Genomic DNA, 22,958 nt, shown 5'->3' on the forward strand with positions numbered 1-22,958 from the left:
CGGTACTCTGAGTAATTAGAGAAAAATCCTTCAGGAGAAAAGCCATGAGGTGGCAACAACGTGTTCGTGTCGCAACGGGGTTAAGTTGCTGGCAGATTATGTTGCATTTACTGGTCGTGGCGTTGTTGGTCATGGGCTGGATGAGCGGCACACTGGTGCACGTCGGCCTGGGATTATGCGTAGTGTATGGCGTGACCGTATTACTGATGCTGGCGTTACAGCGTCATCACGAGCAGCGTTGGCGCGAAGTCGCTGACGTGCTGGAAGAACTCACCACCACCTGGTATTTCGGTGCGGCGCTGATCGTGCTGTGGCTGCTGTCCCGGGTTTTACAAAACAATATCCTGCTGGCGATAGCGGGACTGGCAATCCTGGCCGGACCCGCTGTGGTTTCGCTGCTGGCGAAAGACAAAAAGCTACATAATTTTGCGTCTAAACATCGCATACGCCGCTGATCCCGTCGTGGCCGCTATTACCAGTAGCGGCCACAAGCTTCCCCAGACAATCTGCAAACTCGCATCTTTCAAATAGATCTGCTTGGTAATATCCGTGAAGTGACGGATAGGGTTTATCCATGTCAGGTTCTGCAACCAGACCGGCATATTTTCGACCGGGGAGACGTACCCCGACAGTAAAATCGCCGGCATCATAAAGACGAACACGCCGATAAACGCCTGCTGCTGCGTGGAGCAGAGCGAGGATATCAGCAGCCCGAAGCCCACCAGCGACAGCCCGTAAATCACCATCGTGAAGTAAAACAGCGCCAGCGACCCGGCAAACGGTATCTGATATGCCCAGATACCGATTGCCAGCACGATAGAGGCCTGTCCGGTGGCGACAATCAGCGCGGGAACCGCTTTACCGATAAAGATTTGCCAGGTGGTGAGCGGAGAGACCAGCAGTTGATCCAGCGTCCCCTGTTCACGTTCGCGCGCCACGGACAGCGAGGTGACGATCATCACGCCAATGGTGGTGATCATCGCGATAAGCGACGGCACCACGAACCACTTATAGTCGAGGTTAGGGTTGTACCAGTTGCGCACCACCAGCTCGCTGTTGTTGGGCTTTGGCTTACCCTCCATCAGCTCCTGCTGATAGTTCTTCACGATTTGCTGGAGATAGTTGGCGGCGATTTGCGCGCTGTTTGAGTTACGGCCGTCGAGAATTAACTGCATGGGTGCAGACTGAAAAGTATCCAGATTGCGCGAGAAATCCGCCGGAAAGCGCACCAGCAGCAGCGCCTTTTGCGTATCGATTGTGGGCTGGATTTCCTGCGGGCTTTTCAGCAACAGAATGTGGGTAAAGGCTTTGGCGCGGGCAAAACGCTGTGTCAACTCAACCGAGTGCTTCCCGTTGTCTTCGTTATAGATGGCGATGGTGGCGTTAGTCACTTCCAGGGTCGCCGCAAAGGGAAACAGAAACACCTGAATCAGCACCGGCAGAATCAGGATCGCGCGGGTCTGCGGCTCGCGTAACAGCGACTGCAGCTCTTTGCGAATTAACGTCCATAAACGATGAAACATAGTATTGCCCTTAATACCCGAAGAAGCATCTCGTAGGCCTGATAAGCGCAGCGCCATCAGGCAGTTTGCCGGATGACGGCACAAGGACTTATCCGGCCTACGGTGACTTATACCCGATGAAGCACCCCGTAGGCCTGATAAGCGCAGCACCATCAGGCAGTTTTCCGGATGGCGGCACAAGGCCTTATCCGGCCTACGGTGACTTATACCCGATGAAGCACCCCGTAGGCCTGATAAGCGCAGCGCCATCAGGCAGTTTGCCGGATGACGGCACAAGGCCTTATCCGGCCTACGGTGACTCATACCTGATGAAGCACTCCGTAGACCTGATAAGCGTAGCGCCATCAGGCAGTTTTCCGGATGGCGGCACAAGGCCTTATCCGGCCTACGGTGACTTACCAGATGAAGCACTCCGTAGGCCTGATAAGCGTAGCGCCATCAGGCAGTTTGCCGGATGACGGCACAAGGCCTTATCCGGCCTACGGTGACTCATACCTGATGAAGCACTCCGTAGACCTGATAAGCGTAGCGCCATCAGGCAGTTTTCCGGATGGCGGCACAAGGCCTTATCCGGCCTACGGTGACTTACCAGATGAAGCACTCCGTAGGCCTGATAAGCGTAGCGCCATCAGGCAGTTTGCCGGATGACGGCACAAGGCCTTATCCGGCCTACGGTGACTTATACCCGATGAAGCATCTCGTAGGCCTGATAAGCGCAGCGCCATCAGGCAGTTTGCCGGACGACGGCACAAGGCCTTATCCGGCCTACGGTGACTTATACCAGATGAAGCACTCCGTAGGCCTGATAAGCGCAGCGCCATCAGGCAGTTTGCCGGATGACGGCACAAGGCCTTATCCGGCCTACGGTGACTTATACCTGATGAAGCATCTCGTAGGCCTGATAAGCGCAGCGCCATCAGGCTGTTTACCGGATATGCAAAAGCGCCATCCGGCAAATCATCAATCCAGCCGACGTTTGGTTTTTATCCACGTCAGCCCAATAAACATCACCGCCGAGGCGATTAAAAACAGCACGTTGACTATCAGCACCACCGGAATATTACCGGCGAGAAACAGGCTTTGCAGCGTACTGACGAAGTAACGCGCCGGAATAATGTAGGTCACCGCGCGGATCACCGCAGGCATACTGTCTATCTGGAAAATAAAGCCTGACAGCATAATCGACGGCAAAAAAGCGGCGTTGAGCGCCACCTGGGCGGCATTAAACTGGTTGCGGGTGATGGTGGAAATCAACAGCCCCATCCCCAGCGTACTGAGCAAAAACAGGCTGGTGATGAAAAACAACAGCAGTAACGATCCGCGATACGGGACGCCGAGAATAAACACCGACACCAGCATACACAGCCCCATTGCCAGCATGCCGAGGAAGTAGTAGGGGATGAGTTTACACAGCAACAGCTCGGCGCGCGTCACTTCGGTGGAGAGTAATGCTTCCATCGTGCCGCGTTCCCACTCGCGCGCAACGACCAGCGAGGTGAGGATCGCGCCGATCACCGTCATGATGATCGTCACTGCGCCAGGGATAATAAAATGCTGACTGATGGCCGCCGGGTTGAACCAGTAGCGGGTCTGCACCTCAATCAGCGGTTCAAACGTTTCCCCGCGATCTTCTGCCCGCTGCATCTGCCAGATTTGCCAGATCCCCTCCACATAGCCCTGCACGAAGTTGGCGGTGTTGGGTTCACTGCCGTCGGTTATCACCTGAATCGGCGCGGTGTCGTTGGCGCGCGCCATCTGCTGGGCGAAATCGACCGGAATGACCACCAGCCCACGAATGCGTCCGGCCTGCATCTTCTCAATCAGCGCCTGGCGGTTATCGCTAATGGTGGCGTCAATGTACGGCGAACCGGTCATTGTGTGGGCAAAGTCCAGCGCCTCTTTGCTTTGCTGCTCAAGCAGGATCCCTACCCGCAGCTTGCTGGAATCGAGGTTAATGCCGTAGCCAAAAATAAACAGCAGCAGCAGTGGGATGACCACGGCAATCAGCCAGCTACTGGGATCGCGGACGATTTGTCGCGTCTCTTTGACGCACAGCGCCCGCACGCGACGCCAGGAAAGCAGGCGGTTACCCATTGGCATGCTCCTTATCCCAGTCATTAATCAGCCGGATAAAGGCCTGTTCCATGGTCGGGTCCGGCGTGTCATCATCGGCCGCCTGTGCCTTCAGGTCGTCCGGCGTGCCGCTGGCAATCAGCTTCCCACGATAGACCAGGCCGATGCGGTCGCAATATTCCGCTTCATCCATAAAGTGTGTCGTGACCATCACCGTCACGCCTTTTTCCACCATGCTGTTGATATGCAGCCAGAACTCGCGGCGGGTGAGGGGATCGACGCCCGAAGTGGGCTCGTCGAGAAACAGAATGTCGGGTTCATGCATCAGCGAACAGGCCAGCGCCAGACGCTGCTTAAAGCCCAGCGGGAGTTCATCGGTGGCATGCGAGGCGATACTTTTCAGGCCAAACGCCTCGCTCATGCGGGCAATTTTTTCGTTCTGCGCGCGTCCTCGCAGACCGTAAACGCCGGAAAAGAAGCGCAGGTTTTGCTCCACCGTCAGGTTGCCGTACAGCGAGAATTTTTGCGCCATATAGCCCAGATGCTGGCGCGCCTTACCGGAGCTGACTTTCAGATCCATATCCAGCACCAGCGCTTTTCCGGAAGTGGGCACCAGCAGGCCGCACATCATTTTAAAGGTGGTGGATTTCCCCGCGCCGTTAGGGCCCAGCAGGCCAAAAATCTCCCCGCGCTGGACGGCGAAATCAACGTGATCGGTGGCGGCGAAATCGCCGAATTTCTTGGTCAGCGCTTTCGCTTCAATCACCGTTTCGCCCGGCGTCCCTTCGACGGTATGCAGAATGGCGCCCAGCGGCGATTCAGAGGTGGCAGCCCCGCCCAGCAGATCGATAAACGCATCTTCGAAGCGTGGCGCGGTTTCGCTGATGTCGATCTCCGGCATTCCGTTGCCGTGGCGGATGTCGTCCGCCGTGGCCTCTTTTTTCAGGATCAGACGCACCGATTTCCCCTGGATCATGCCGTCGCTGACCTGCGGCAGTTTCAGCGCCCGCTGGAGCAGTTTGCGGTTGTTTTCCTGCGGGCTGTGCATCAGAAAGCTGCGCCCGGCCATGGTTTGCGTCAGTTGCGTCGGTTCGCCCTGATACAGCAGTTCGCCTTCATTCATCAGCAGCACGTCCCGACACTGCTCGGCTTCATCCAGATACGAGGTGCTCCACAAGATAAGCATCCCGTCGCCCGCCAGTTCGTGCACCATCTGCCATAGCTCGCGCCGTGAGATCGGGTCAACGCCGACGCCGGGTTCATCCAGTAACAGTACTTTGGGTTCGCCGACCAGCGTACAGGCCAGCCCCAGTTTCTGTTTCATCCCGCCGGAGAGTTTTCCCGCCAGACGACCGGTAAACGGGCCGAGCGAGGTAAATTCCAGCAGGCGGGCAAAGGTTTTTTCCCGCACGTCGCCCGTCACGCTGCGTAAATCGGCGTACAGGTTGAGGTTCTCCATCACGGTGAGATCCTCATACAGGCCGAATTTTTGTGGCATGTAACCCAGCACCGCATGCAGCGCGCTGTCGTTTTTAATCGGATCAAAGCCAATCACCGTTGCGCTGCCGCCATCCGGCTTCAGCAATCCCGCCAACATTCGCATCAGCGTGGTTTTTCCTGCGCCGTCCGGCCCCACCAGCCCGGTTACATACCCGGCGTGGATCGTACAGTCGAGCGGGGCAACCGCCGGTTTTTCCAGCCCGGCAAAACGCTTAGTCAACCCGCTCAGCGTGATGACGGCGTCATTCATGTCCAGCCTCGTTGCCGAACTTCACCGTCACCGGCATGCCCTGGCGCAGGGCGTCGTCGGCATCGGTGACCACAATGCGCAGGCGGTAAACCAGATCGGTACGCAGGTCCGGCGTCTCGACCGTTTTCGGGGTGAATTCTGCGGTCGGGGAGACAAAGCCGATTTTACCGTGATAAGGCTTGTCGGGACGTCCATCGGTGTACAGCAGGATTTCGCGTCCCGGCTGTGCCTGAGAAAGATGACGCTCGTCGACGTAGGCGCGCACCCAGACCGGTCGGGTGAGGGAGAGCGTCAGCACGGTCCCCCCTGCGCTGAGCATGCTGCCGGGTTCAACCGCGCGGGTTAACAGCGTGCCGTTCGACGGGGCGACAAGCGTGGTGTCATGGAGGTCGAGTTCCGCCTGAGCCAGTTGTGCCTGCGCCTGTTCAAGGCTGGCTTTCGCCTGGGCGATATCCTGTTCACGATTACCGGAACGGTACTGACGCAGTTTATCCTGCGCGGATTTCAACGTGGCCAATGCCTGGTCGCGGGAAGAGCGGGCGTTTTCCAGATCGTTAGCGGAAATAGTGCGGCTTTTCCACAATCCCTGCTGACGGTTGTAGAAATTCTGCGCGTAATCATAGGCGGCCTGCGCCTGTTTCACTGCCGCGGCCGCCTGGGCAATCTCTTCCTGACGATAACCCGCCAGCATCAAATCGTACTGGGCCTGAGCGACGGAAACCCCGGCTTTTGCCTGCATCAGGGCGTTCTCATAGGGAGCATGATCCAGCTCGCCCAGCACCTGTCCTGTTTTGATGGCATCGCCTTCATCCACCGCCAGCGACGCGAGTCGACCACCGACGCGAAAGCTGAGGTTAACGGTACGGATGTCCACGTTGCCGTAGAGCGTCAGTCCGTTGTCCTGCCGGCTTTGATACCACCATGTGCCACCGGCAATCACGGCGAGCAGCGCCGCAATCACCAGGCCAATAACGACAGGCTTTTTCATCAGTCCAGACTCCTTTGCGATAAACCTTGCAGAATAAGATCGATATGACAGGTCACGGTCTGCGTAATCAGCGCTGTTTTTTCTTCATCAAACTGCGACCAGCCGGTACGTAACAGAATGGTTTCTTTACCGAGACGAAATGCCAGCACTTCGCCGAGCAGCGCGTGGGTATGCAGAATCATGCGCGTGTCGTGGGCGTCGCAGCCGGTATACGCGGCGATGAGACGGGTCAGATGACTGTGCAACGGCTCGATAACCTGCTCGTGCACCCGTTGATACGCTGCGGTAGGGGAGAGCTGTTCGCGCGAAATAAATTTGCTCAGATTGACGGTGTCATCCTGGGTTAACAGCATGATCATGTTTTTACAGGCCCGCAGAATCAGCTCGCGCATGGCGGCACGGTCAGGATGGGCCTGGGCGAATAAACGTTCGGCGTCTTCCGCGTGCGGGCGAAACTGACTGCCAATGAAATCGGCAATCCACTGGGCGCAGGCGAGGTATAAATCCTCTTTTGAGCCAAAATAGTAGGTAATGGCGGCAATGTTTTGCCCGGCCTGCGCGGCAATATCGCGAGTGGTGGCATGCAGACCATACTCGCCAAACTGGGCGAGCGCGGCGGCAATCAGTTGGCTTTTGGCCTGTTCACCTTTCGTGGTCATGGTGGGAGTATTCATCACGCGACCTAAGTATTAATCAATCGATTGATTAAGATTATGACTGAAAATCATCCTTGTCCAGTCTGGTGGTTTATTTTGTCGGTGCCAGTAAGAGGGATAATTTATGCGGTGCGTCACAAAAACTGCTACACTCCGCCCCTTCATGACATTGTGGTTTTTGTCATTCCCAAATTGTATGTATCTCCCTGAAAACGACACCGGGAACGGTCGGGGCGGTTCGGAGTAGTTATGTCTTTTGATTCCCTGGGTTTGAACCCTGATATTCTGCGCGCCATTGCCGAGCAGGGTTACCGTGAACCTACCCCTATTCAGCAACAGGCGATCCCCGCCGTGCTGGAAGGTCGCGACCTGATGGCGAGTGCGCAGACCGGTACCGGTAAAACGGCGGGCTTTACGCTGCCGCTGTTACAGCACCTTATTACCAAAGAGCCGCACAGCAAAGCACGTCGCCCGGTACGGGCGCTGATCCTGACGCCGACGCGTGAACTGGCGGCGCAGATTGGTGAAAACGTCCGTGATTACAGCAAGTATCTGAACATCCGTTCGCTGGTGATTTTTGGCGGCGTGAGCATTAACCCGCAGATGATGAAACTGCGCGGCGGCGTCGATGTGCTGGTGGCAACGCCGGGGCGCTTGCTGGATCTGGAACACCAGAACGCGGTGAAACTGGACCAGATTGAGATTCTGGTGCTGGATGAAGCGGACCGTATGCTGGATATGGGCTTTATTCACGACATTCGCCGTGTGTTAGCGAAACTGCCGGCGAAGCGTCAGAACCTGCTGTTCTCTGCGACATTCTCTGATGAGATAAAGGCGCTGGCCGAAAAGCTGCTGCATAACCCACTGGAAATTGAAGTGGCGCGCCGCAACACGGCGTCAGAACAGATTACGCAGCACGTGCATTTCGTGGATAAGAAACGCAAACGTGAGCTGTTATCGCAGATGATAGGCCAGGGTAACTGGCAGCAGGTGCTGGTGTTTACCCGTACCAAACACGGCGCCAATCATCTGGCGGAGCAGTTGAACAAAGATGGCATTCGCAGTGCGGCGATCCACGGCAACAAGAGTCAGGGGGCGCGTACCCGTGCGCTGGCTGATTTCAAATCCGGTGACATTCGCGTGCTGGTGGCAACGGATATTGCCGCGCGTGGTCTGGATATCGAAGAACTGCCGCACGTAGTGAACTACGAGCTGCCGAATGTTCCGGAAGATTATGTACACCGTATCGGTCGTACCGGGCGTGCTGCGGCTACCGGTGAAGCGCTGTCGCTGGTTTGTGTTGATGAACACAAAATGCTGCGTGATATCGAAAAACTGCTGAAAAAAGAGATCCCGCGCATTGCCATTCCAGGCTACGAGCCGGATCCATCGATTAAAGCTGAGCCGATCCAGAATGGTCGCCAGCAGCGTAGCGGTGGCGGCGGCGGTCGAGGCCGTGGTCAGGGGCAAGGGCAGGGCGCGGGTCGCGCTCAGCAGCCACGTCGTCAGGACGGCGGTGCGCCAAAAGCCGGCGCTAAACCTTCACGCCGCACAGGCGATGCGAAACCGGCTGGCGAAAAACCGCGTCCGCCGCGTCGTCCACGCAGAATTACGCCAGTGCAATAAGGGGCCAGGGGTGCCTGATACTCTGAGAACTTTTACGTTCACTTTGTATTCAGTTATTCTCTGAAACCTCAGCACACGTGAACGTGCAAGGGAGGCTCGCCGCCGCCTCCCTTGCAACCCTGGCTCCCGGCAGGGAAAATCGCCACTTTGTGGTGCATTCGCCTTATGCCGTCTGCCTGTCGGGTCGGGGCCGAGCCTGCATCCCTGCAGGCCGGCCCCTCCGCCCGCATCCCTGCGGGCGGTCCCGGTCAGCCGTCAACGTCTCATCGATTTTCACGCCGGACCAACGGCATCGCTTCGATTTTCTGCTCTACAAACAAATTCTTTTCGCTGTTAAAAAGGCAAACCGCAATCATGGTCAGGTGTGGAGTGGTCCGGCTGAAAATTGCCGACGTGTTTCCGTAGGGCCGGGGGAACCCGCAGGGATGCGGGTTCAGGGTGCGCGAAGCAGGGATGCTGAGTCGCACCCGACCCGGTAGCCTGAAGGAATAAGCGGAGGGCATCGCGAAGCGACAATTTTCCCGCCGGGAGCCTGGATTGTTAAGGAGGCGGCGACGAGCCTCCTTAACACGTTCACAGGTGCTGGTGCACCAGACAAGCGGCGAACATGAGGTGAACGTAAACCATCACCGGTGGTGGCATATTCACGCTTAAAAGCGTAGGCAACCCCCCCCTTATTCCCCCGAATTCTGCGATTTCAACACAATAGAGCAGGTATATCTTCCCGCCGGGTGAATTGAAATCGTGGTCTCGAACACCTTTCCGTCTCGATCCCGATAGCGTCGCACGATGCGCAGCCCCGGAGAATCGGGCTCGACATTCAGTATCTTCGCGATTTTCTTCGGTACGCCAACGGCGGTGATCGTCTGGTGGACTTCGTGACTCTTAATCCCATAGTGCGTTTCAATAAGATCGCTAATCAGCGAGTGCGGATCGTCACGGATAAACGCGCGCAGCCTGGTGTAGTCGGTGCTGGCGTAGCTGTCCGTCCAGCAAATGGGGGCGTCCGGGTTTTGCGCATCCTCGCGAATACTGGCGATATGTAGCCAGCGTGAGCCGGGCGGACAATCTATCAGCTGAGAAAGCTCAATATCCGCCACAATCTCATCGATCTTCTTTATCACCCGCAGATTGTTTTTCGCCAACAGCAGCAGATCTTCCAGATGCGACAGCGGATGGTTTACCCCGCTCGCCTGCGGTTCACAGACGCGAGTACCCGCGCCTTTACGCCGCGAAATCAGCCCCTGTTCTGTTAATTCCCGCAACGCTTCGCGCATGGTGTGACGGCTCACCTGCCAGGTTTCGCACAGTTCCATTTCCGTCGGAAACAGCGAACCCGGCGGATAAGTTCCCGTCGAGATTTGATGGGCCAGTTCACGGGCTATCCGCTTGTACAGAGATTCTTTCATCGCAGTTTCATCAAATAATTAATGATCACAGTCACAAAAATGTGTACGGGCTATTCCATACATTCATCATGATTATTATAAATGTCCGTACATTTAAAATGTACGGACATTGTTTTATGTTCGGACATTCAAGCTGTCCCGACTGAGGTGTAAACCGGGACAGGCACACATCTTATCACTATCGGATTAAACCGGGGGATTTATGGCTTCGAATGTAATGGATTCTGTTTTATTTAGAGATTCTTTTGGGACACCGGCAATGCGTGCGGTGTTTGATGATTACGAACTCATTCGCAAATATGTCGAAGTGGAGGTGGCGCTCGCCAAAGCGCAGGCGCGCTGTGGGGTGATCCCGGAAGCGGCAGCCAAAGAGATCGCCGAGAAGTGCAATGCCGATACGCTGGATTTTGATTTGCTGCGCCATGAGACAGAAATTGTCGGTTACCCGATCCTGCCGCTCGTCCACCAGATTTCAAAGCAGGCCGGCGAGTCTGGTGGCTACGTACACTGGGGGGCGACGACGCAGGACATTATGGACACGGCGGTGGTACTGCAAATCCGTGATGCCTTCGAACTGATCGAGGCAGACATGGACCGCTTGCGTGCGACGCTGGCTGACCTGTCGCTGCGCTATCGTGATACGCCAATGGCTGGACGCACCCACTTACAGCAGGCATTGCCGGTGACGTTTGGCTATAAAGCCGCCATCTGGCTGGACATGTTTGAACGCCATGCCGAGCGTTTGCAGCAGGCGCGTCCGCGCGTGCTGGTCGGTGAATTTGCCGGGGCAGCGGGCACGCTGGCGTCGCTGGGTGATAAAGGATTGGCGGTACAAAAAGCGCTGATGGAAGAGTTGGGTCTCAACGTCCCAACCTCCACCTGGCATGTGGCGCGCGACGGCTTTGCCGAAGCGGTGAACCTGCTGGCGGTTATTACCGGTTCGTTAGGGAAGATTGCGTATGACGTCATGCTAATGGCGTCGAACGAGTTTGGCGAACTGTATGAACCGTTCGTCAAAGGACGCGGTGCGAGCAGCACAATGCCGCAAAAACGCAACCCTATCTCCAGCGAACTGATGCTGGCCTGCGCGAAAGGCGTTCGTCAACAGGCCGGACTGATGCTGGATGCGATGGTTCAGGATCTGGAACGCGCGACCGGGCCGTGGCATGCGGAGTGGATTGCGATCCCGGAAAGTTTCGTGCTGAGTGCAGGCGCGCTGCATCAGGCCAACTTTATGCTGGCAGGGCTGGAAGTCGATGAAGCGGCGATGCTGCGCAATCTGGGGATGACCAATGGGCTGATCGTGGCAGAAGCGGTGATGATGGGGCTGGCTCCGTACATCGGTCGCCAGGATGCTCACGATGTCGTCTATGACGCCTGTCGTATCGTCAACGAGAAGGGCGGTCACCTGGCCGACGTGCTCAACGCCATGCCGACCGTCGCGCAACGGCTGGATCCGCAACTGATTCACCAACTGACCGACCCGGCAAATTATTTGGGCATGGCGCCTGAAATGGTCGATCAGGTGCTGGCCAAATATCAGTCACGGAAATGAACGTTCTCGTGTTAACGGAATAAGGATATTGCTATGTCTACGAATTCTGTCGCGGGAAAGAAACTTATCTCATTTCTGATCCCGCTGGTGATTGGTGCCGTCATTTGGTTTATTCCCGTCCCTGACGGGTTAACACCGGCGGCCTGGCATATGTTTGCGATTTTTGCCGCGACCATTGCGGCAATCCTGACCCAACCGCTCCCGTCGGGGGCGGTGATGCTGATTGCGCTTTGCGTGGTTATCTTTAGCAACACCTTGACCGAGGCGAAGGCGCTGTCGGGTTTTGCCTCCGGCACCGTGTGGCTGATTTTCTGCGCCTACGTGCTCTCGCTGGGGTTTGTGACCTCCGGACTGGGGAAACGTATTGCCTATAAAATGCTGTCGCTGTTTGGCGGAAGCAGCCTGGGAATAGCCTATTCGCTTGGTGTTTCCGACCTGATCATGGCCCCGGCGATGCCTTCCGTGACGGCGCGTTCTGGTGGGATTATTTTCCCTATCGCCCGCTCAATCAACGATGTACTCGGCTCGGCACCCGGCGCGACCGGTAAGCGAATTGGCGATTTCTTAACGATGGTCTGCTTTCAGTTCACGCCGATCACCGGGGCCATATTTTTAACGGGGATGGCGGCGAACCCGCTGGTGGCAAGTCTGGCAAAATCCACGCTGGGCCTGGAGATCACCTGGGGCGGCTGGTTTATTTCCGCCGTGGTACCGGCGATGGTCTGTTTTTGTCTGATGCCGCTGCTGGTCTACAAGCTGCTGGATCCGGAACTGAAGCACACGCCGGAAGCCAAAGCGATGGGCAAACAGTCGCTCAGCGAACTGGGCGGGATGAGCAGTAATGAGAAAAAGGTCGCCGTGGGTTTTGTGCTGGCGCTGGTGGGCTGGGGAACCAGTCTGATCACCGGGATCTCCGCGACGTCAGTCGGGCTGGGTCTGGCCGCCTATCTGTTTGCGACCGGGGCCGTCAGCTGGAAAAGTCTCCTCAATGACCATGCGGCATGGGATACGGTTATCTGGTTTAGCGTGATCATCAGCCTGGCGACGGGGTTGGCTGATTTGGGATTCATCAAATGGATGACGGTGAAGTTGGGCAGTGGGATTCAGGGATTCGGCGCAATGGAAGCCTTTATCGTGCTCGGGGTCTTGTACATCTACGTCCACTACCTGTTTGCTACCGCCACGGGGCACGTTGCCGCGCTGTACGCGCCGTTTGCCGCAACGGCGATTGCGGCCGGGGCACCGCCGATGATGGTGGCTATCTGCTTCGGTATCTTCAGTAACCTGATGTGGGGAAACACCGAGTACGGCGGCGGACCCGGGCCTATCTACTTCGCGCAAGGCTATTTCGAGCGACCGCGGTTTTACCGAATCAACCTGTGCGTGGTGACGTTCAATGTGATTATCATTTTTGCAGTTGGCATGCTGTGGTGGAAGCTGCTGGGTTACTATTAAGTCGCAGCGCAGCTGCCTGATGGCGCTGCGCTTATCAGGCCTACGCGATGCACTTATCCGGCCTGGCGTATGCTTATACGTAGGCCGGATAAGGCGTAAGCCGCCATCCGGCACTTCGCCTCCAGGTTGCGACGCGCTTTCCAGAACCGGCAAAAAAGGTACGTTCCAGGCCTGAAATGTGCCACAATAGTGGCTGTTTATACAGTATTTCAGGTTTTCTCATGGCATTAACCGCTGCGCTCAAAGCGCAAATCGCCGCCTGGTATAAGGCGCTTCAGGAACAGATCCCCGACTTTATCCCCCGTGCGCCGCAGCGGCAGATGATTGCTGATGTCGCGAAAACGCTGACCGGAGAAGAAGGGCGCCATCTGGCGATTGAAGCACCCACCGGGGTGGGGAAAACCCTGTCTTATCTCATTCCCGGTATTGCCATTGCGCGGGAAGAGCAAAAAACGCTGGTAGTCAGTACCGCCAACGTGGCGTTGCAGGATCAGATCTACAGTAAAGATCTGCCATTACTGCGCAAAATCATTCCCGATCTTCGCTTTACCGCCGCGTTTGGTCGCGGCCGCTATGTGTGCCCGCGAAATCTGACTGCGCTGGCCAGCACTGAGCCCACGCAGCAGGATCTGCTCGCGTTTCTTGATGATGAACTCACACCGAACAATCAGGAAGAGCAGAAGCGCTGCGCAAAGCTGAAAGGCGACCTTGACAGCTACAAGTGGGACGGCCTGCGCGATCATACGGATATCGCCATTGATGACGATCTCTGGCGGCGACTGAGTACCGATAAAGCCAGTTGCCTGAACCGCAACTGTCATTACTATCGTGAATGCCCGTTCTTTGTGGCGCGTCGCGAGATTCAGGAAGCGGAAGTGGTGGTGGCAAACCATGCGCTAGTGATGGCGGCGATGGAAAGCGAAGCGGTTTTGCCGGACCCGAAAAACCTGCTGCTGGTGCTCGATGAAGGCCATCACCTGCCGGACGTCGCCCGCGATGCGCTGGAAATGAGTGCCGAAATTACCGCCCCCTGGTATCGCCTGCAACTGGATCTGTTCAGCAAACTGGTGGCGACCTGCATGGAGCAGTTTCGTCCCAAAACCACGCCGCCGCTGGCGAATCCGGAGCGTCTGAACGCCCATTGCGAAGAGCTGTATGAGCTCATCGCCTCGCTTAATAGCATCCTCAATCTGTACATGCCTGCCGGGCAGGAGGCGGAATATCGCTTTGCGATGGGAACTCTGCCGGATGAAGTGATGGAGATTTGCCAGCGTCTGGCGAAGCTCACCGAAACGCTGCGCGGTCTGGCGGAGCTGTTTTTAAACGATCTCAGCGAGAAAACCGGCAGCCATGATGTTGTGCGCCTGCACCGGGCTATTTTACAGATGAACCGGGCGCTGGGGATGTTTGAGGCACAAAGCAAACTGTGGCGGCTGGCCTCGCTGGCTCAGTCGTCCGGCGCGCCGGTGTCGAAATGGACGACGCGCGATGTGCGCGACGGGCAGCCTCACGTCTGGTTTCACTGTGTAGGGATCCGCGTGAGCGATCAACTGGAGCGGTTACTCTGGCGCAGCGTGCCGCATATCATCGTCACTTCTGCCACGCTGCGTTCGCTGAACAGCTTTTCACGCCTGCAGGAGATGAGCGGTCTGAAGGAGAAGGCCGGAGACCGCTTTGTCGCGCTCGATTCGCCGTTTAACCATGTCGAACAGGGGAAAATTGTCATTCCCCAAATGCAGTATGAGCCGCTTATCGATAATGAAGAGCAGCATATTGCGGAGATGGCGGCCTATTTTCGTCAGGAGCTTGAAAGCAAAAAGCACACCGGGATGCTGGTGCTGTTTGCCAGCGGAAGGGCGATGCAGCGATTTCTGGAACATGTCACCGATCTGCGTCTGCTGCTGCTGGTCCAGGGTGACCAGCCGCGTTACCGACTGGTGGAACTACACCGTAAGCGGGTGGAGAACGGTGAGCGTAGCGTGTTGGTTGGGTTGCAATCTTTCGCCGAGGGGCTGGATCTGAAAGGGGATTTGCTCAGCCAGGTGCATATCCACAAGATTGCGTTCCCGCCCATCGACAGTCCGGTGGTGATCACCGAAGGCGAATGGCTCAAAAGCCTCAACCGCTATCCGTTTGAGGTGCAAAGCCTGCCCGCCGCGTCGTTTAATCTCATTCAGCAGGTCGGACGTTTGATTCGCAGCCATAGCTGCTGGGGCGAAGTGGTGATTTATGATAAACGGCTCCTCACCAAAAATTATGGTCAACGGTTGCTGAACGCGCTGCCGGTATTCCCGATTGAACAACCCGACGTGCCGGAAGTAAAAAAACGCCCGGCAACACTCGCCGCCGGGCGTAAAAAAAGCGTCCGTACTAAAAAGCGCGGTTCTACTGGTAAATAAATGTCACCTGCACAACGCTGCTGAAAGTGCCTGCCGTCACGGGCATCGACGTTGCATAGTAGCGGGCGGCCAGCGGGAAATCCGCCGTGTGATCGCTTTGGTTGATCAACACGTTGAAGCTTGAGTGTGGCGCGAGCGCTATCTGATCCTGAGGGTCAGCGAGCTCAAGCGCCAGTCCTTTTGCCGTACCGGTATTGGCGAATTTTGTCGGATGCACGCTGTCCGGCATACCGTGAAAGGTGGCGGTCGCCAATACCAGGCTTGAAGGACAGCTCGACAGCGTCAGATCAAACGTCTTCCACACGCCAGTATCGCCCACGTCTTTAAAATCGCTTGAATTCGCCTTACCCAGGCTCACCGTTAAATCCTGGCTGGCGCTGTCCACCTTACACGTGTTGGCATAAATGTTGCCCAGAATGCTAATCGGGATCTCGTCTGCCATGGCCTGACAGGCCATCCCGCAAAGCAGAACAAACCAGAATGTTTTCATTTGTAACCCAGCGTAATGGTGGCAACGGCGTTGGCTGTTCCCGGCGTTACTTCGTCGGCCGTTTGTTCATAAGCGAAAGTAAACGGAATGGAAGAATTAATGTTTTCATAGACAGGGGTTGCCGTCGTCGTGTAAGTGCCAAATCGCACGCTTTGTCCGTTCATCATGACCCTGACGCCCACACCGGTAGCGACATTGCTTTCCTGTGTCAGCTTTAGCACCCCAGAATAGTTTTGCTCATAGCCATTTCCGCTGGTGACCATGACCTGAGGCTGCACGGTTTGGTTACACAGCATAGTGATGTCGACCACTTTCTGTGGGAGTACTTTTCCCGGGCCGGTGAACGAGCTAAGCGGAATGTCGCCCAGTTGGACGGTAAGCGATTTGGGGGCAACAGAGCAGGTTACGTTTTTAACCTGTACATCACCCGAGTAGGAGATAGAGTTGGGATAGCCAATCCCTTCCTGGCCATAAACGCCAATGTTGAACTGTGTATTACTGGGTGTGAGTGAGCCGGAGTCGACGGTTTCGCTGGTCTTCACCAGTTCCAGCGTGACGTCAAAGCTAAACGATCGCGAGCCGTCACTGGCGACTTCGCCAACGGGCATTGTCGCTGGACAAAATCGAGCTGCCGCGCCTGTCACGCGTTGCCCTTGTTCATTCCTGAGCGCTACGCCAACGCCGGAAACACCGCTATCATAGACGCCCGGGAGTCCCGGTATTTCCTGGCCGAAGCCGTTGTAACAGGCGATGATAGGGAGTCCCACATCTATGTCCATCAAACATTCCCCTGCCACATGCACGGTACGTTCAGTTCCCGGAATCGTCTCCCCGACGGGAAGACTGGTGGCTACCGAAATAGATGACAGTGATAATAGCGCCGGTATATTGGGTGTTTGGCAAGAGGCTTTTGCGTGCGGCATAAAGAGCGCAGCGGTCGCCAGAATCAGAAGTAAAAAACACTGTTTTGCTATTTGCATGATTACGTTTCCAGAGTCAATCAGCGACACTGCGCGGCAGCGTTGATGATTGCATTTTTATTTTTCTCTTCAGGCAACGCATATTGCACGTCACAATGCTCGCTGGCGTCCTGACCCCAGGAAACAGAGAGCAGACCGTGCGAGGGCATGCCGGAGAGGTAAGTCTGGCCATCATTGCCAACAATAAACTCGCCATCCTTGTCCTGAGTGGTCACGCTCGCCCCAAAGGGCAGCGGTTTCCCGTTTTGCGTCAGTCGCATTAATACTCTGCTCCCCACACGGGTGTTGAAACTGGCGCGTACCACGGCGCCTCGGGTCGGTGTGACCGTCAACGCGGCATGCGTGACATCGGCATCATCCGGTAGCGTCTCGGTATCCAGCGAGAGGGCATTGTGGCGATAGGCAGTGACAAACGGCACCACGGTATAACCGCGAAAATCCGTTTCCACGCCGGTCTGGTTAGTGATATGTGTGCCATGTGTGCCTGGCGCTTTAATCAGCGCGATGGTTTCACCGAGCGGCTGGCTCAGGGTGATACCGTTGGCATGGGCCACGACACCGCCCTGGAGAGCGACGTTAACGGTCTGTTGATATTTATCCTGACTCACGCCGCCACTCAGTTCGCCGTAAGTGGACTTGTAATCGGCGTTCATGCTGGTCGAGCTACCGCTACCCGTTGTGCTCAGCCCGTGCTGGATATTCCAGTTCAGATTGTCATTTTGCAGAGCCGTACCGTTAATCCCCATATTTTGCGTGGTGCCATCTTTGGTGTTGTTCAGGTTGTACGTGGCCCAGGTGTTGTGCATCCAGCGGTCGAGCGGCACGGAGACGCTCAGCGATAACTGTTTGTCATTGCTTACAGATTCACCGAAATCGCCATTGTCCTGACTGTTTTTATTCATGCTGTAGCTCAGGCTGTAACTGATGCCACGCCAACTGTTGTTATAGCTGACGCTCATGGAGGTCATATCCTGACTCTGACTCCAGTAAGTCTCTTTGACCAGGCTTAGCGTGACGGATCCCCAGCCTTCACCCAGGGTCTGGTCGATGGACGCTTCAGTACGGGCGCGGCGCTGTTGCGGCGCGGAAGCGTCAGACGAATGGGTGTAAGACGACATGGTGTCTTCCAGGGTGTAAAACCCTTTGCTGTTATAGCGATATCCGGCCAGTGAAAAGTTGGTACCCATACCGGCAAAATTTTTGCTGTAGCGCGCGCGCCACGACTGACCTTTGCTCGACTGCTGCTTTTTAAGCAGCGCTTTCGCGCGCGTCACATCGATGGAGAATGCGCCAAGACTGCCCATGTTTTTCCCGGCCCCCAGCGCTTGTGACTGGTAGTGACTGCTCTGTTGTGCACCACCATAGGCGGTGAAACCATGGGGCAGACCATAAATGGCGCTCCCCTGGGCAAAGGGCGTTTTTTCTACATCGGTGTCATAAGAGCGGTAACGGCCTGCGGTCACGTTGTAATGCAGGCTTTTCTCACGCTGTAGCACTGGCACTGAGGCATAAGGCACGACGAAATGGCTTTCGCTGCCATCTGTCTCTTTCACCGTGACCTGAAGGTCACCGCTGCTGCCCGTGGGGTAGAGGTCGTTAATTTCGAAGGTTCCGGGCGCGACCGTGTTCTGATAGATGACGTAACCATTCTGGCGAACCATCACCAGGGCGTTACTGTGCGCGGTGCCGCGAATGATCGGCGCGTATCCTTTCTCGCTATCTGGCTGCATGTCAGTGTCGGAATTAAGCTGGGCGCCGGTATAAGGTACGCTGTCGAACACGTCTGACGGGGAGGAACTTTGCCCGACGGTCAGGCTGCTTTTCATCGCCACGATATCGCGCTGGGCATAGGTATAAACCGATGAAAATTTCTGCTGCGTCTCGTGGCCCGTGGTGCTGCGATTCCAGGTTGAGTAGTTACGCAGACGCCATGCGCCGAGATTAAGGCCAGGGCGCAGGTTGACATACTGACTGCTATTATCCTGAACGCCTGGCTGGCGGGAATAACTCTGGCTGGCGGTAGCGCTGTAGTTAAGTAACCCTGCGTTTATCCCTTCGTCGTATTCTGTTGGATCAATATAGCCGCGTGGCACCTGGCCCAGCGCAGACTGAGGAATACTGAGCAGCAGTTGCTGATTGCGAACGTGAAATGTCGCGGAAGCGGATGGAATCGCGCTTAAGTTTGCACACTGGTTTTCGCCTATCAACTGTGAGAATTTTTTGGTTTTAATGCCGAGGTTTTTTAAATCATCGAGACTAAAACACGGCTGTAGCGATGAATTTCCGTCACCGTCCTTTTGCAAGTTAAAGGTGACATCGCGAGTGTCGATTTTATTATTATTAATAAAAATGGAAACCTGATATTTGCCTGGTGCCTGGCCAGGCCCTTTCTCATAAATGGAAAGGTCTGTTTTTTCCTGCTGCGGGTTATCAACATCCAGCAGCGCGGGGTTAAAATAATCATCTGCTCTTGTTTGCTGCGCAAAACACGCTATTGCCAGGCCAAATAAAATGACCAGCAGCGTGAATAATCGGCAGGATAAGGGTTTCTGATTCGTGTACATGTCGATTCCAGGTGCCGAAGCACCGGGTTATTAATGAACGGTTTTTGACCAGGTTTTGCTGATGCTGCCGTAATCCGTAATGATGGACCAGGCCACGGTCGTCCCTGCGGTATTGGCAGGAAGGGCAATATGCGTCTCGGTTTCAGGAACAGCCCAGGTCGCTTTTGTCACCTTGTTACCGTTGAGCGTGACGCTCTGGAAGTTCATATAGAACGGGGTCGGGTTATTCACGACCAGATCGTTACCTTCACGATGCCATTCCAGTTTTTCCGCCACCTCTTCCGGCTTACCTTTCACGCCAGAAGGTCGATATAACAATTTAATCCGGGTATTGATGGCGATTTGCAGGGTATTTGCATCCTTATCCTGTTTGGAGGACGGAATAGCTTTAATATTTAACCAGTACAGTGACTCCCGATCTTCCTGGATATTTCCGCCAGTACGCACTACGCGCAAAACATTATCCTCTTTGGCATTGAGTCGAAATAATGGTGGAGTAATCAGAAAAGGCGCCTCCGTTCTTTTTTTCATACCGGCATCCACCCATGACTGAACCAGATAATCCGTTGTGTCTGGGTTTGAAAGACCGATTGATGACTCTTTTTTATCACCCTGGTAAACCAGTCGAGTGCCATTAATAATCACACCTGCGTGAGCTGTTGTTACAGCGAGTAAAAGAGAGCTGAGTAAAAGACCGTGGCGCATAGATATTTCTCAAATGAAGAAGAGATATTAATGCTGAACACGCGTTAATATCTCTGGTTGAAGACGATTAGTTATAAATTACGGTAAACGTAGAAACTGAGTTAGCCGGACCTGCAGTGATAGCTGTCTGAGTCTGAATATAACGTGCACCGAATTCGAGATTGTTGACCGCGGTACCGGACGCTAACGGATACTGCCGGGTAGGGGAATAGAGACTGACGGGTTGCGCTGAAGAGTCAACCAGTTGGATCGCCACGCCCGTTGCCGCATCGACATCCGGTGTTAACGCCAGCGTGGCGTTGTTATCCGCATCCGGTGTACCACCGAAATTAATGGCTGCTGAGGTGACTGTCTCAGGGCAATCTTTCAGTTGGATATCAAATTTCGTCAATGTGCTGGTAGAGCCAGCACCGGTAAAGACGGTTTTAGAGACCTTGCCTAACTGTACATTCAATGGATTACTGACAGCATTCACCACCTGACAGGCGGAATCGATGATTTCCCCTGTAAAGTTAATTTGTCCTTCACCATCAGTGGCTGCAAATGCAGATGCGGAACATCCCACGGTTGCAGCAATAAATAAACCTAACGCAATTTTGTTCATGTTAAATCCTGGTATTCTCCTGTGAAAACCTTGCCTGGAAGTTTTCAGATTGACAATTAACTATTTTCCGGGAGCTATTAAACCAGAATATTCAGGGAGACTGTTTTTCTATAGACATCACTAGTATTTTAAATAATTCTTGCGTTTTGATATTTTCTACAAAAACAGCCGTGTGGCGGCCTGGAAAAAAACTCACCGCAGGGCCTCCTTAGGCGCTATATTGTTAAAAAAAGTCGCATAGAGAAGAGACGTTATGGATTATCGCAAAATTATTAAGGAGATCGGCCGGGGCAAAAACCATGCCCGCGATCTGGACCTGGACACAGCCCGCGGTCTGTATACTCACATGCTCAACGGGGATGTGCCTGAACTGGAGATGGGTGGCGTGCTGATTGCGCTGCGTATTAAAGGGGAAGGGGAAGCTGAAATGCTGGGCTTTTATGAGGCGATGCAAAACCATTCCATTACGCTGACCCCGCCGGTTGCGAAACCGATGCCGATTGTCATTCCCAGCTATAACGGCGCGCGTAAACAGGCGAACCTGACGCCGCTACTGGCCATTTTGTTGCACAAGCTGGGTTTTCCCGTGGTGGTGCATGGGGTGAGTGAAGATCCGACCCGCGTGCTGACGGAAACGATTTTCGAGCTGATGGGGATTACCCCGACGCGGCATGCCGGACAAGCGCAGGCAAAGCTGGATGGACATCAGCCGGTCTTTATTCCGGTGAGTACGCTCTGCCCGCCGCTGGAAAAACAGCTGGCAATGCGCTGGCGGCTGGGCGTGCGTAACAGCGCGCATACGCTGGCGAAGCTGGCGACGCCGTTTGCTGAGGACGCTGCGCTGCGACTTGCCAGCGTGTCGCATCCGGAATATGTGCCGCGCGTGGCGAAATTCTTCAGTGATATTGGCGGGCGCGCGCTGTTGATGCATGGAACCGAAGGTGAGGTTTACGCCAACCCACAGCGTTGTCCGCAGATTAGCCTGATTGATAGCGCTGGCTCCAGGGTGTTACAGAACCGACAAAGCGACATGCCCGACGAACCCATACCGCTGCCTGCGGCAAAGGATCCTGAGACGACCGCGCGCTGGATCGAACGCTGTCTGGCGGGAAGCGAGCCGGTACCGGCATCGTTGAAAATCCAGATGGCCTGCTGCCTGGTGGCAACGGCAGAAGTGGCAACACTCGAGGAAGGACTGGCGCGGGTGAACGACAATTTTTAGCGCGACAGATAAAAAAAAGCCCGTCCAGTGGCGGACGGGCAAATAAGGGTAATTCAGGTTCAATGAGGGTTGGAGCAGGGTGTCTGTTGGCAGCAGACGGGGTAAATCTTATTTGTAGATAACAGCAGTACCGCTCATTTTGTTGTTGTTGTTGGCAGACGTGATGCTGTAACCACTTGCGCCAGCAGCAGCGGCTTTCTCAGCCAGTTTTGCTTCCAGGCCGTCCAGCGTGGTTGCGCCTTCAGCAGAAACCACACCGATTTTATTCATGCTTTGCGCCTGAGCAGCCGTAACAGGTTCGGCAGCGAAAACGCCAAAAGACAGGGTAGACAGGGCAACAGCGGCAACAGCATATTTGATAGTTTTCATTGTTAATCTCTCGCAGGTTATTTATTAAGGAAGACGATGTTCCGTCGATGTGATGAGTATCACGCTTTTTGCCGAGAGATAAAATCGAAGAGAATTGACTACCTTCATCAAATAAATTGAATGACAAATAACTTATTGATTATTAATTAATTCGTGAGATGAATTTACGGTTCTTCGCAGTTCGCTTTACAGTTGTGCGGTGAACGGCACGTTTTGCTACGCAGAATGCAATTTAACGTGAGCGTAAGCGAAACGGCATGTTCTTTATATCTCTGTAAAAATCGGTCAACGTAGCTGGCTTTCTTTTGAACCTCTGCGATTATATCCCGTATAGGATGAATTTTTTGAATCTTTCTCCTGCTGGCAGTTAAGGCACAGTCTTACGCCGCGCACTGCCTGTCGGCGTGCTTCGGGTATCGGGTCACCGCATTCTTCACATTCATACAGGCTATCACCGCGCGGAATTTCACCTCTTGCGCGGGCGACAGCATCTTCAATTGTACTGTTGATCTGTTCGTTCACAGCGTCGTCATTTGCCCAACCTGAGGCCATAGCGATAGTCTCCTCACGCGTTATCACAGAGGTCATTA

Annotated in this window: 20 protein-coding genes; 7 read left to right on the plus strand and 13 right to left on the minus strand. The window is 55.0% G+C overall.

Going from position 1 to position 22,958, the window contains the following annotated elements:
- The first annotated feature begins 44 nt into the window (after positions 1 to 44).
- Positions 45 to 455: a YbhQ family protein gene (locus F384_RS03620; RefSeq protein WP_046477680.1), complete on the plus strand. Its 411-nt coding sequence runs from the start codon at positions 45 to 47 to the stop codon at positions 453 to 455.
- Here the strand turns inward: F384_RS03620 and F384_RS03625 are convergent.
- A complete protein-coding gene (locus F384_RS03625) occupies positions 417 to 1,523 on the minus strand; it encodes an ABC transporter permease (protein WP_046477683.1) in 1,107 nt (368 codons plus the stop codon). The two genes, F384_RS03620 and F384_RS03625, sit on opposite strands and share 39 nt — an antisense overlap.
- A gap of 402 nt (positions 1,524 to 1,925) precedes the next feature.
- Here F384_RS03625 and F384_RS03630 point away from each other — a divergent pair, with 402 nt between their 5' ends.
- Positions 1,926 to 2,171 (plus strand): hypothetical protein, encoded by a 246-nt coding sequence (locus F384_RS03630; protein ID WP_155403972.1) that lies wholly within the window; start codon positions 1,926 to 1,928, stop codon positions 2,169 to 2,171.
- A 312-nt stretch (positions 2,172 to 2,483) separates the two neighbouring features.
- Here F384_RS03630 and F384_RS03635 read toward each other — a convergent pair whose 3' ends face one another.
- Genes F384_RS03635 through cecR form a run of 4 tightly spaced genes read right to left on the minus strand, consistent with a single transcriptional unit; the run spans position 2,484 to position 7,008 of the window.
- Entirely contained in the window at positions 2,484 to 3,617 is a 1,134-nt protein-coding gene (locus F384_RS03635; RefSeq protein ID WP_046477687.1) for an ABC transporter permease, read from the minus strand.
- A complete protein-coding gene (locus tag F384_RS03640; protein ID WP_046477689.1) occupies positions 3,610 to 5,346 on the minus strand; it encodes an ATP-binding cassette domain-containing protein in 1,737 nt (578 codons plus the stop codon). Before F384_RS03640 ends, F384_RS03635 begins: the two co-directional genes overlap by 8 nt.
- On the minus strand, positions 5,339 to 6,334 hold the full coding sequence (gene hlyD / locus F384_RS03645; protein ID WP_046477691.1) for a secretion protein HlyD: 996 nt from the start codon (positions 6,332 to 6,334) through the stop codon (positions 5,339 to 5,341). Before hlyD ends, F384_RS03640 begins: the two co-directional genes overlap by 8 nt.
- Positions 6,334 to 7,008 (minus strand): transcriptional regulator CecR, encoded by a 675-nt coding sequence (gene cecR, locus F384_RS03650; protein WP_046477693.1) that lies wholly within the window; start codon positions 7,006 to 7,008, stop codon positions 6,334 to 6,336. The genes hlyD and cecR overlap by 1 nt, the downstream gene beginning before the upstream one ends.
- Before the next feature lie 231 nt (positions 7,009 to 7,239).
- On the opposite strand from cecR, the gene rhlE reads away from it, so the two are divergent.
- The gene (gene rhlE / locus F384_RS03655; protein ID WP_046477695.1) at positions 7,240 to 8,616 is read left to right on the plus strand and encodes an ATP-dependent RNA helicase RhlE; all 1,377 of its coding nucleotides are present in this window, start codon (positions 7,240 to 7,242) and stop codon (positions 8,614 to 8,616) included.
- Between the two features lie 674 nt (positions 8,617 to 9,290).
- On the opposite strand, the gene F384_RS03660 is transcribed toward rhlE, so the two are convergent.
- Positions 9,291 to 10,025, minus strand: coding sequence for a GntR family transcriptional regulator (locus tag F384_RS03660; RefSeq protein ID WP_046477697.1), 735 nt, complete (start codon positions 10,023 to 10,025; stop codon positions 9,291 to 9,293).
- 202 nt (positions 10,026 to 10,227) lie between these two features.
- Here F384_RS03660 and pcaB point away from each other — a divergent pair, with 202 nt between their 5' ends.
- From pcaB to dinG, 3 genes are all read left to right on the plus strand, one after another.
- Positions 10,228 to 11,580, plus strand: a complete 1,353-nt coding sequence (gene pcaB, locus F384_RS03665) for a 3-carboxy-cis,cis-muconate cycloisomerase (RefSeq protein WP_046477699.1) — start codon at positions 10,228 to 10,230, stop codon at positions 11,578 to 11,580.
- Between the two features lie 33 nt (positions 11,581 to 11,613).
- Positions 11,614 to 13,035 (plus strand): DASS family sodium-coupled anion symporter, encoded by a 1,422-nt coding sequence (locus tag F384_RS03670; RefSeq protein ID WP_046477701.1) that lies wholly within the window; start codon positions 11,614 to 11,616, stop codon positions 13,033 to 13,035.
- A 221-nt stretch (positions 13,036 to 13,256) separates the two neighbouring features.
- Positions 13,257 to 15,434: an ATP-dependent DNA helicase DinG gene (gene dinG / locus F384_RS03675; protein ID WP_046477702.1), complete on the plus strand. Its 2,178-nt coding sequence runs from the start codon at positions 13,257 to 13,259 to the stop codon at positions 15,432 to 15,434.
- Here the strand turns inward: dinG and F384_RS03680 are convergent.
- From F384_RS03680 to F384_RS03700, 5 genes are all read right to left on the minus strand, one after another.
- Positions 15,421 to 15,924: a fimbrial protein gene (locus F384_RS03680; protein WP_046477704.1), complete on the minus strand. Its 504-nt coding sequence runs from the start codon at positions 15,922 to 15,924 to the stop codon at positions 15,421 to 15,423. The genes dinG and F384_RS03680 overlap by 14 nt on opposite strands.
- Positions 15,921 to 16,904, minus strand: a complete 984-nt coding sequence (locus tag F384_RS03685; protein WP_046477705.1) for a fimbrial protein — start codon at positions 16,902 to 16,904, stop codon at positions 15,921 to 15,923. Before F384_RS03685 ends, F384_RS03680 begins: the two co-directional genes overlap by 4 nt.
- A gap of 20 nt (positions 16,905 to 16,924) precedes the next feature.
- The gene (locus F384_RS03690) at positions 16,925 to 19,468 is read right to left on the minus strand and encodes a fimbria/pilus outer membrane usher protein (protein ID WP_080949868.1); all 2,544 of its coding nucleotides are present in this window, start codon (positions 19,466 to 19,468) and stop codon (positions 16,925 to 16,927) included.
- 30 nt (positions 19,469 to 19,498) lie between these two features.
- The gene (locus F384_RS03695; protein ID WP_046477706.1) at positions 19,499 to 20,173 is read right to left on the minus strand and encodes a molecular chaperone; all 675 of its coding nucleotides are present in this window, start codon (positions 20,171 to 20,173) and stop codon (positions 19,499 to 19,501) included.
- Positions 20,174 to 20,240: 67 nt separating this feature from the next.
- Complete coding sequence (locus F384_RS03700; protein ID WP_046477707.1) at positions 20,241 to 20,777, minus strand: fimbrial protein; 537 nt, start codon at positions 20,775 to 20,777, stop codon at positions 20,241 to 20,243.
- A gap of 253 nt (positions 20,778 to 21,030) precedes the next feature.
- Here F384_RS03700 and ybiB point away from each other — a divergent pair, with 253 nt between their 5' ends.
- Complete coding sequence (gene ybiB / locus F384_RS03705) at positions 21,031 to 21,999, plus strand: DNA-binding protein YbiB (protein ID WP_046477709.1); 969 nt, start codon at positions 21,031 to 21,033, stop codon at positions 21,997 to 21,999.
- Between the two features lie 108 nt (positions 22,000 to 22,107).
- Here ybiB and ybiJ read toward each other — a convergent pair whose 3' ends face one another.
- Complete coding sequence (ybiJ, locus tag F384_RS03710; protein WP_043001280.1) at positions 22,108 to 22,368, minus strand: DUF1471 family protein YbiJ; 261 nt, start codon at positions 22,366 to 22,368, stop codon at positions 22,108 to 22,110.
- Positions 22,369 to 22,653: 285 nt separating this feature from the next.
- A complete protein-coding gene (locus F384_RS03715) occupies positions 22,654 to 22,920 on the minus strand; it encodes a DksA/TraR family C4-type zinc finger protein (protein WP_046477712.1) in 267 nt (88 codons plus the stop codon).
- Positions 22,921 to 22,958: the final 38 nt, after the last annotated feature.

Source organism: Citrobacter amalonaticus Y19, from assembly GCF_000981805.1.
GTDB classification, from domain to species: Bacteria; Pseudomonadota; Gammaproteobacteria; order Enterobacterales; family Enterobacteriaceae; genus Citrobacter_A; species Citrobacter_A amalonaticus_C.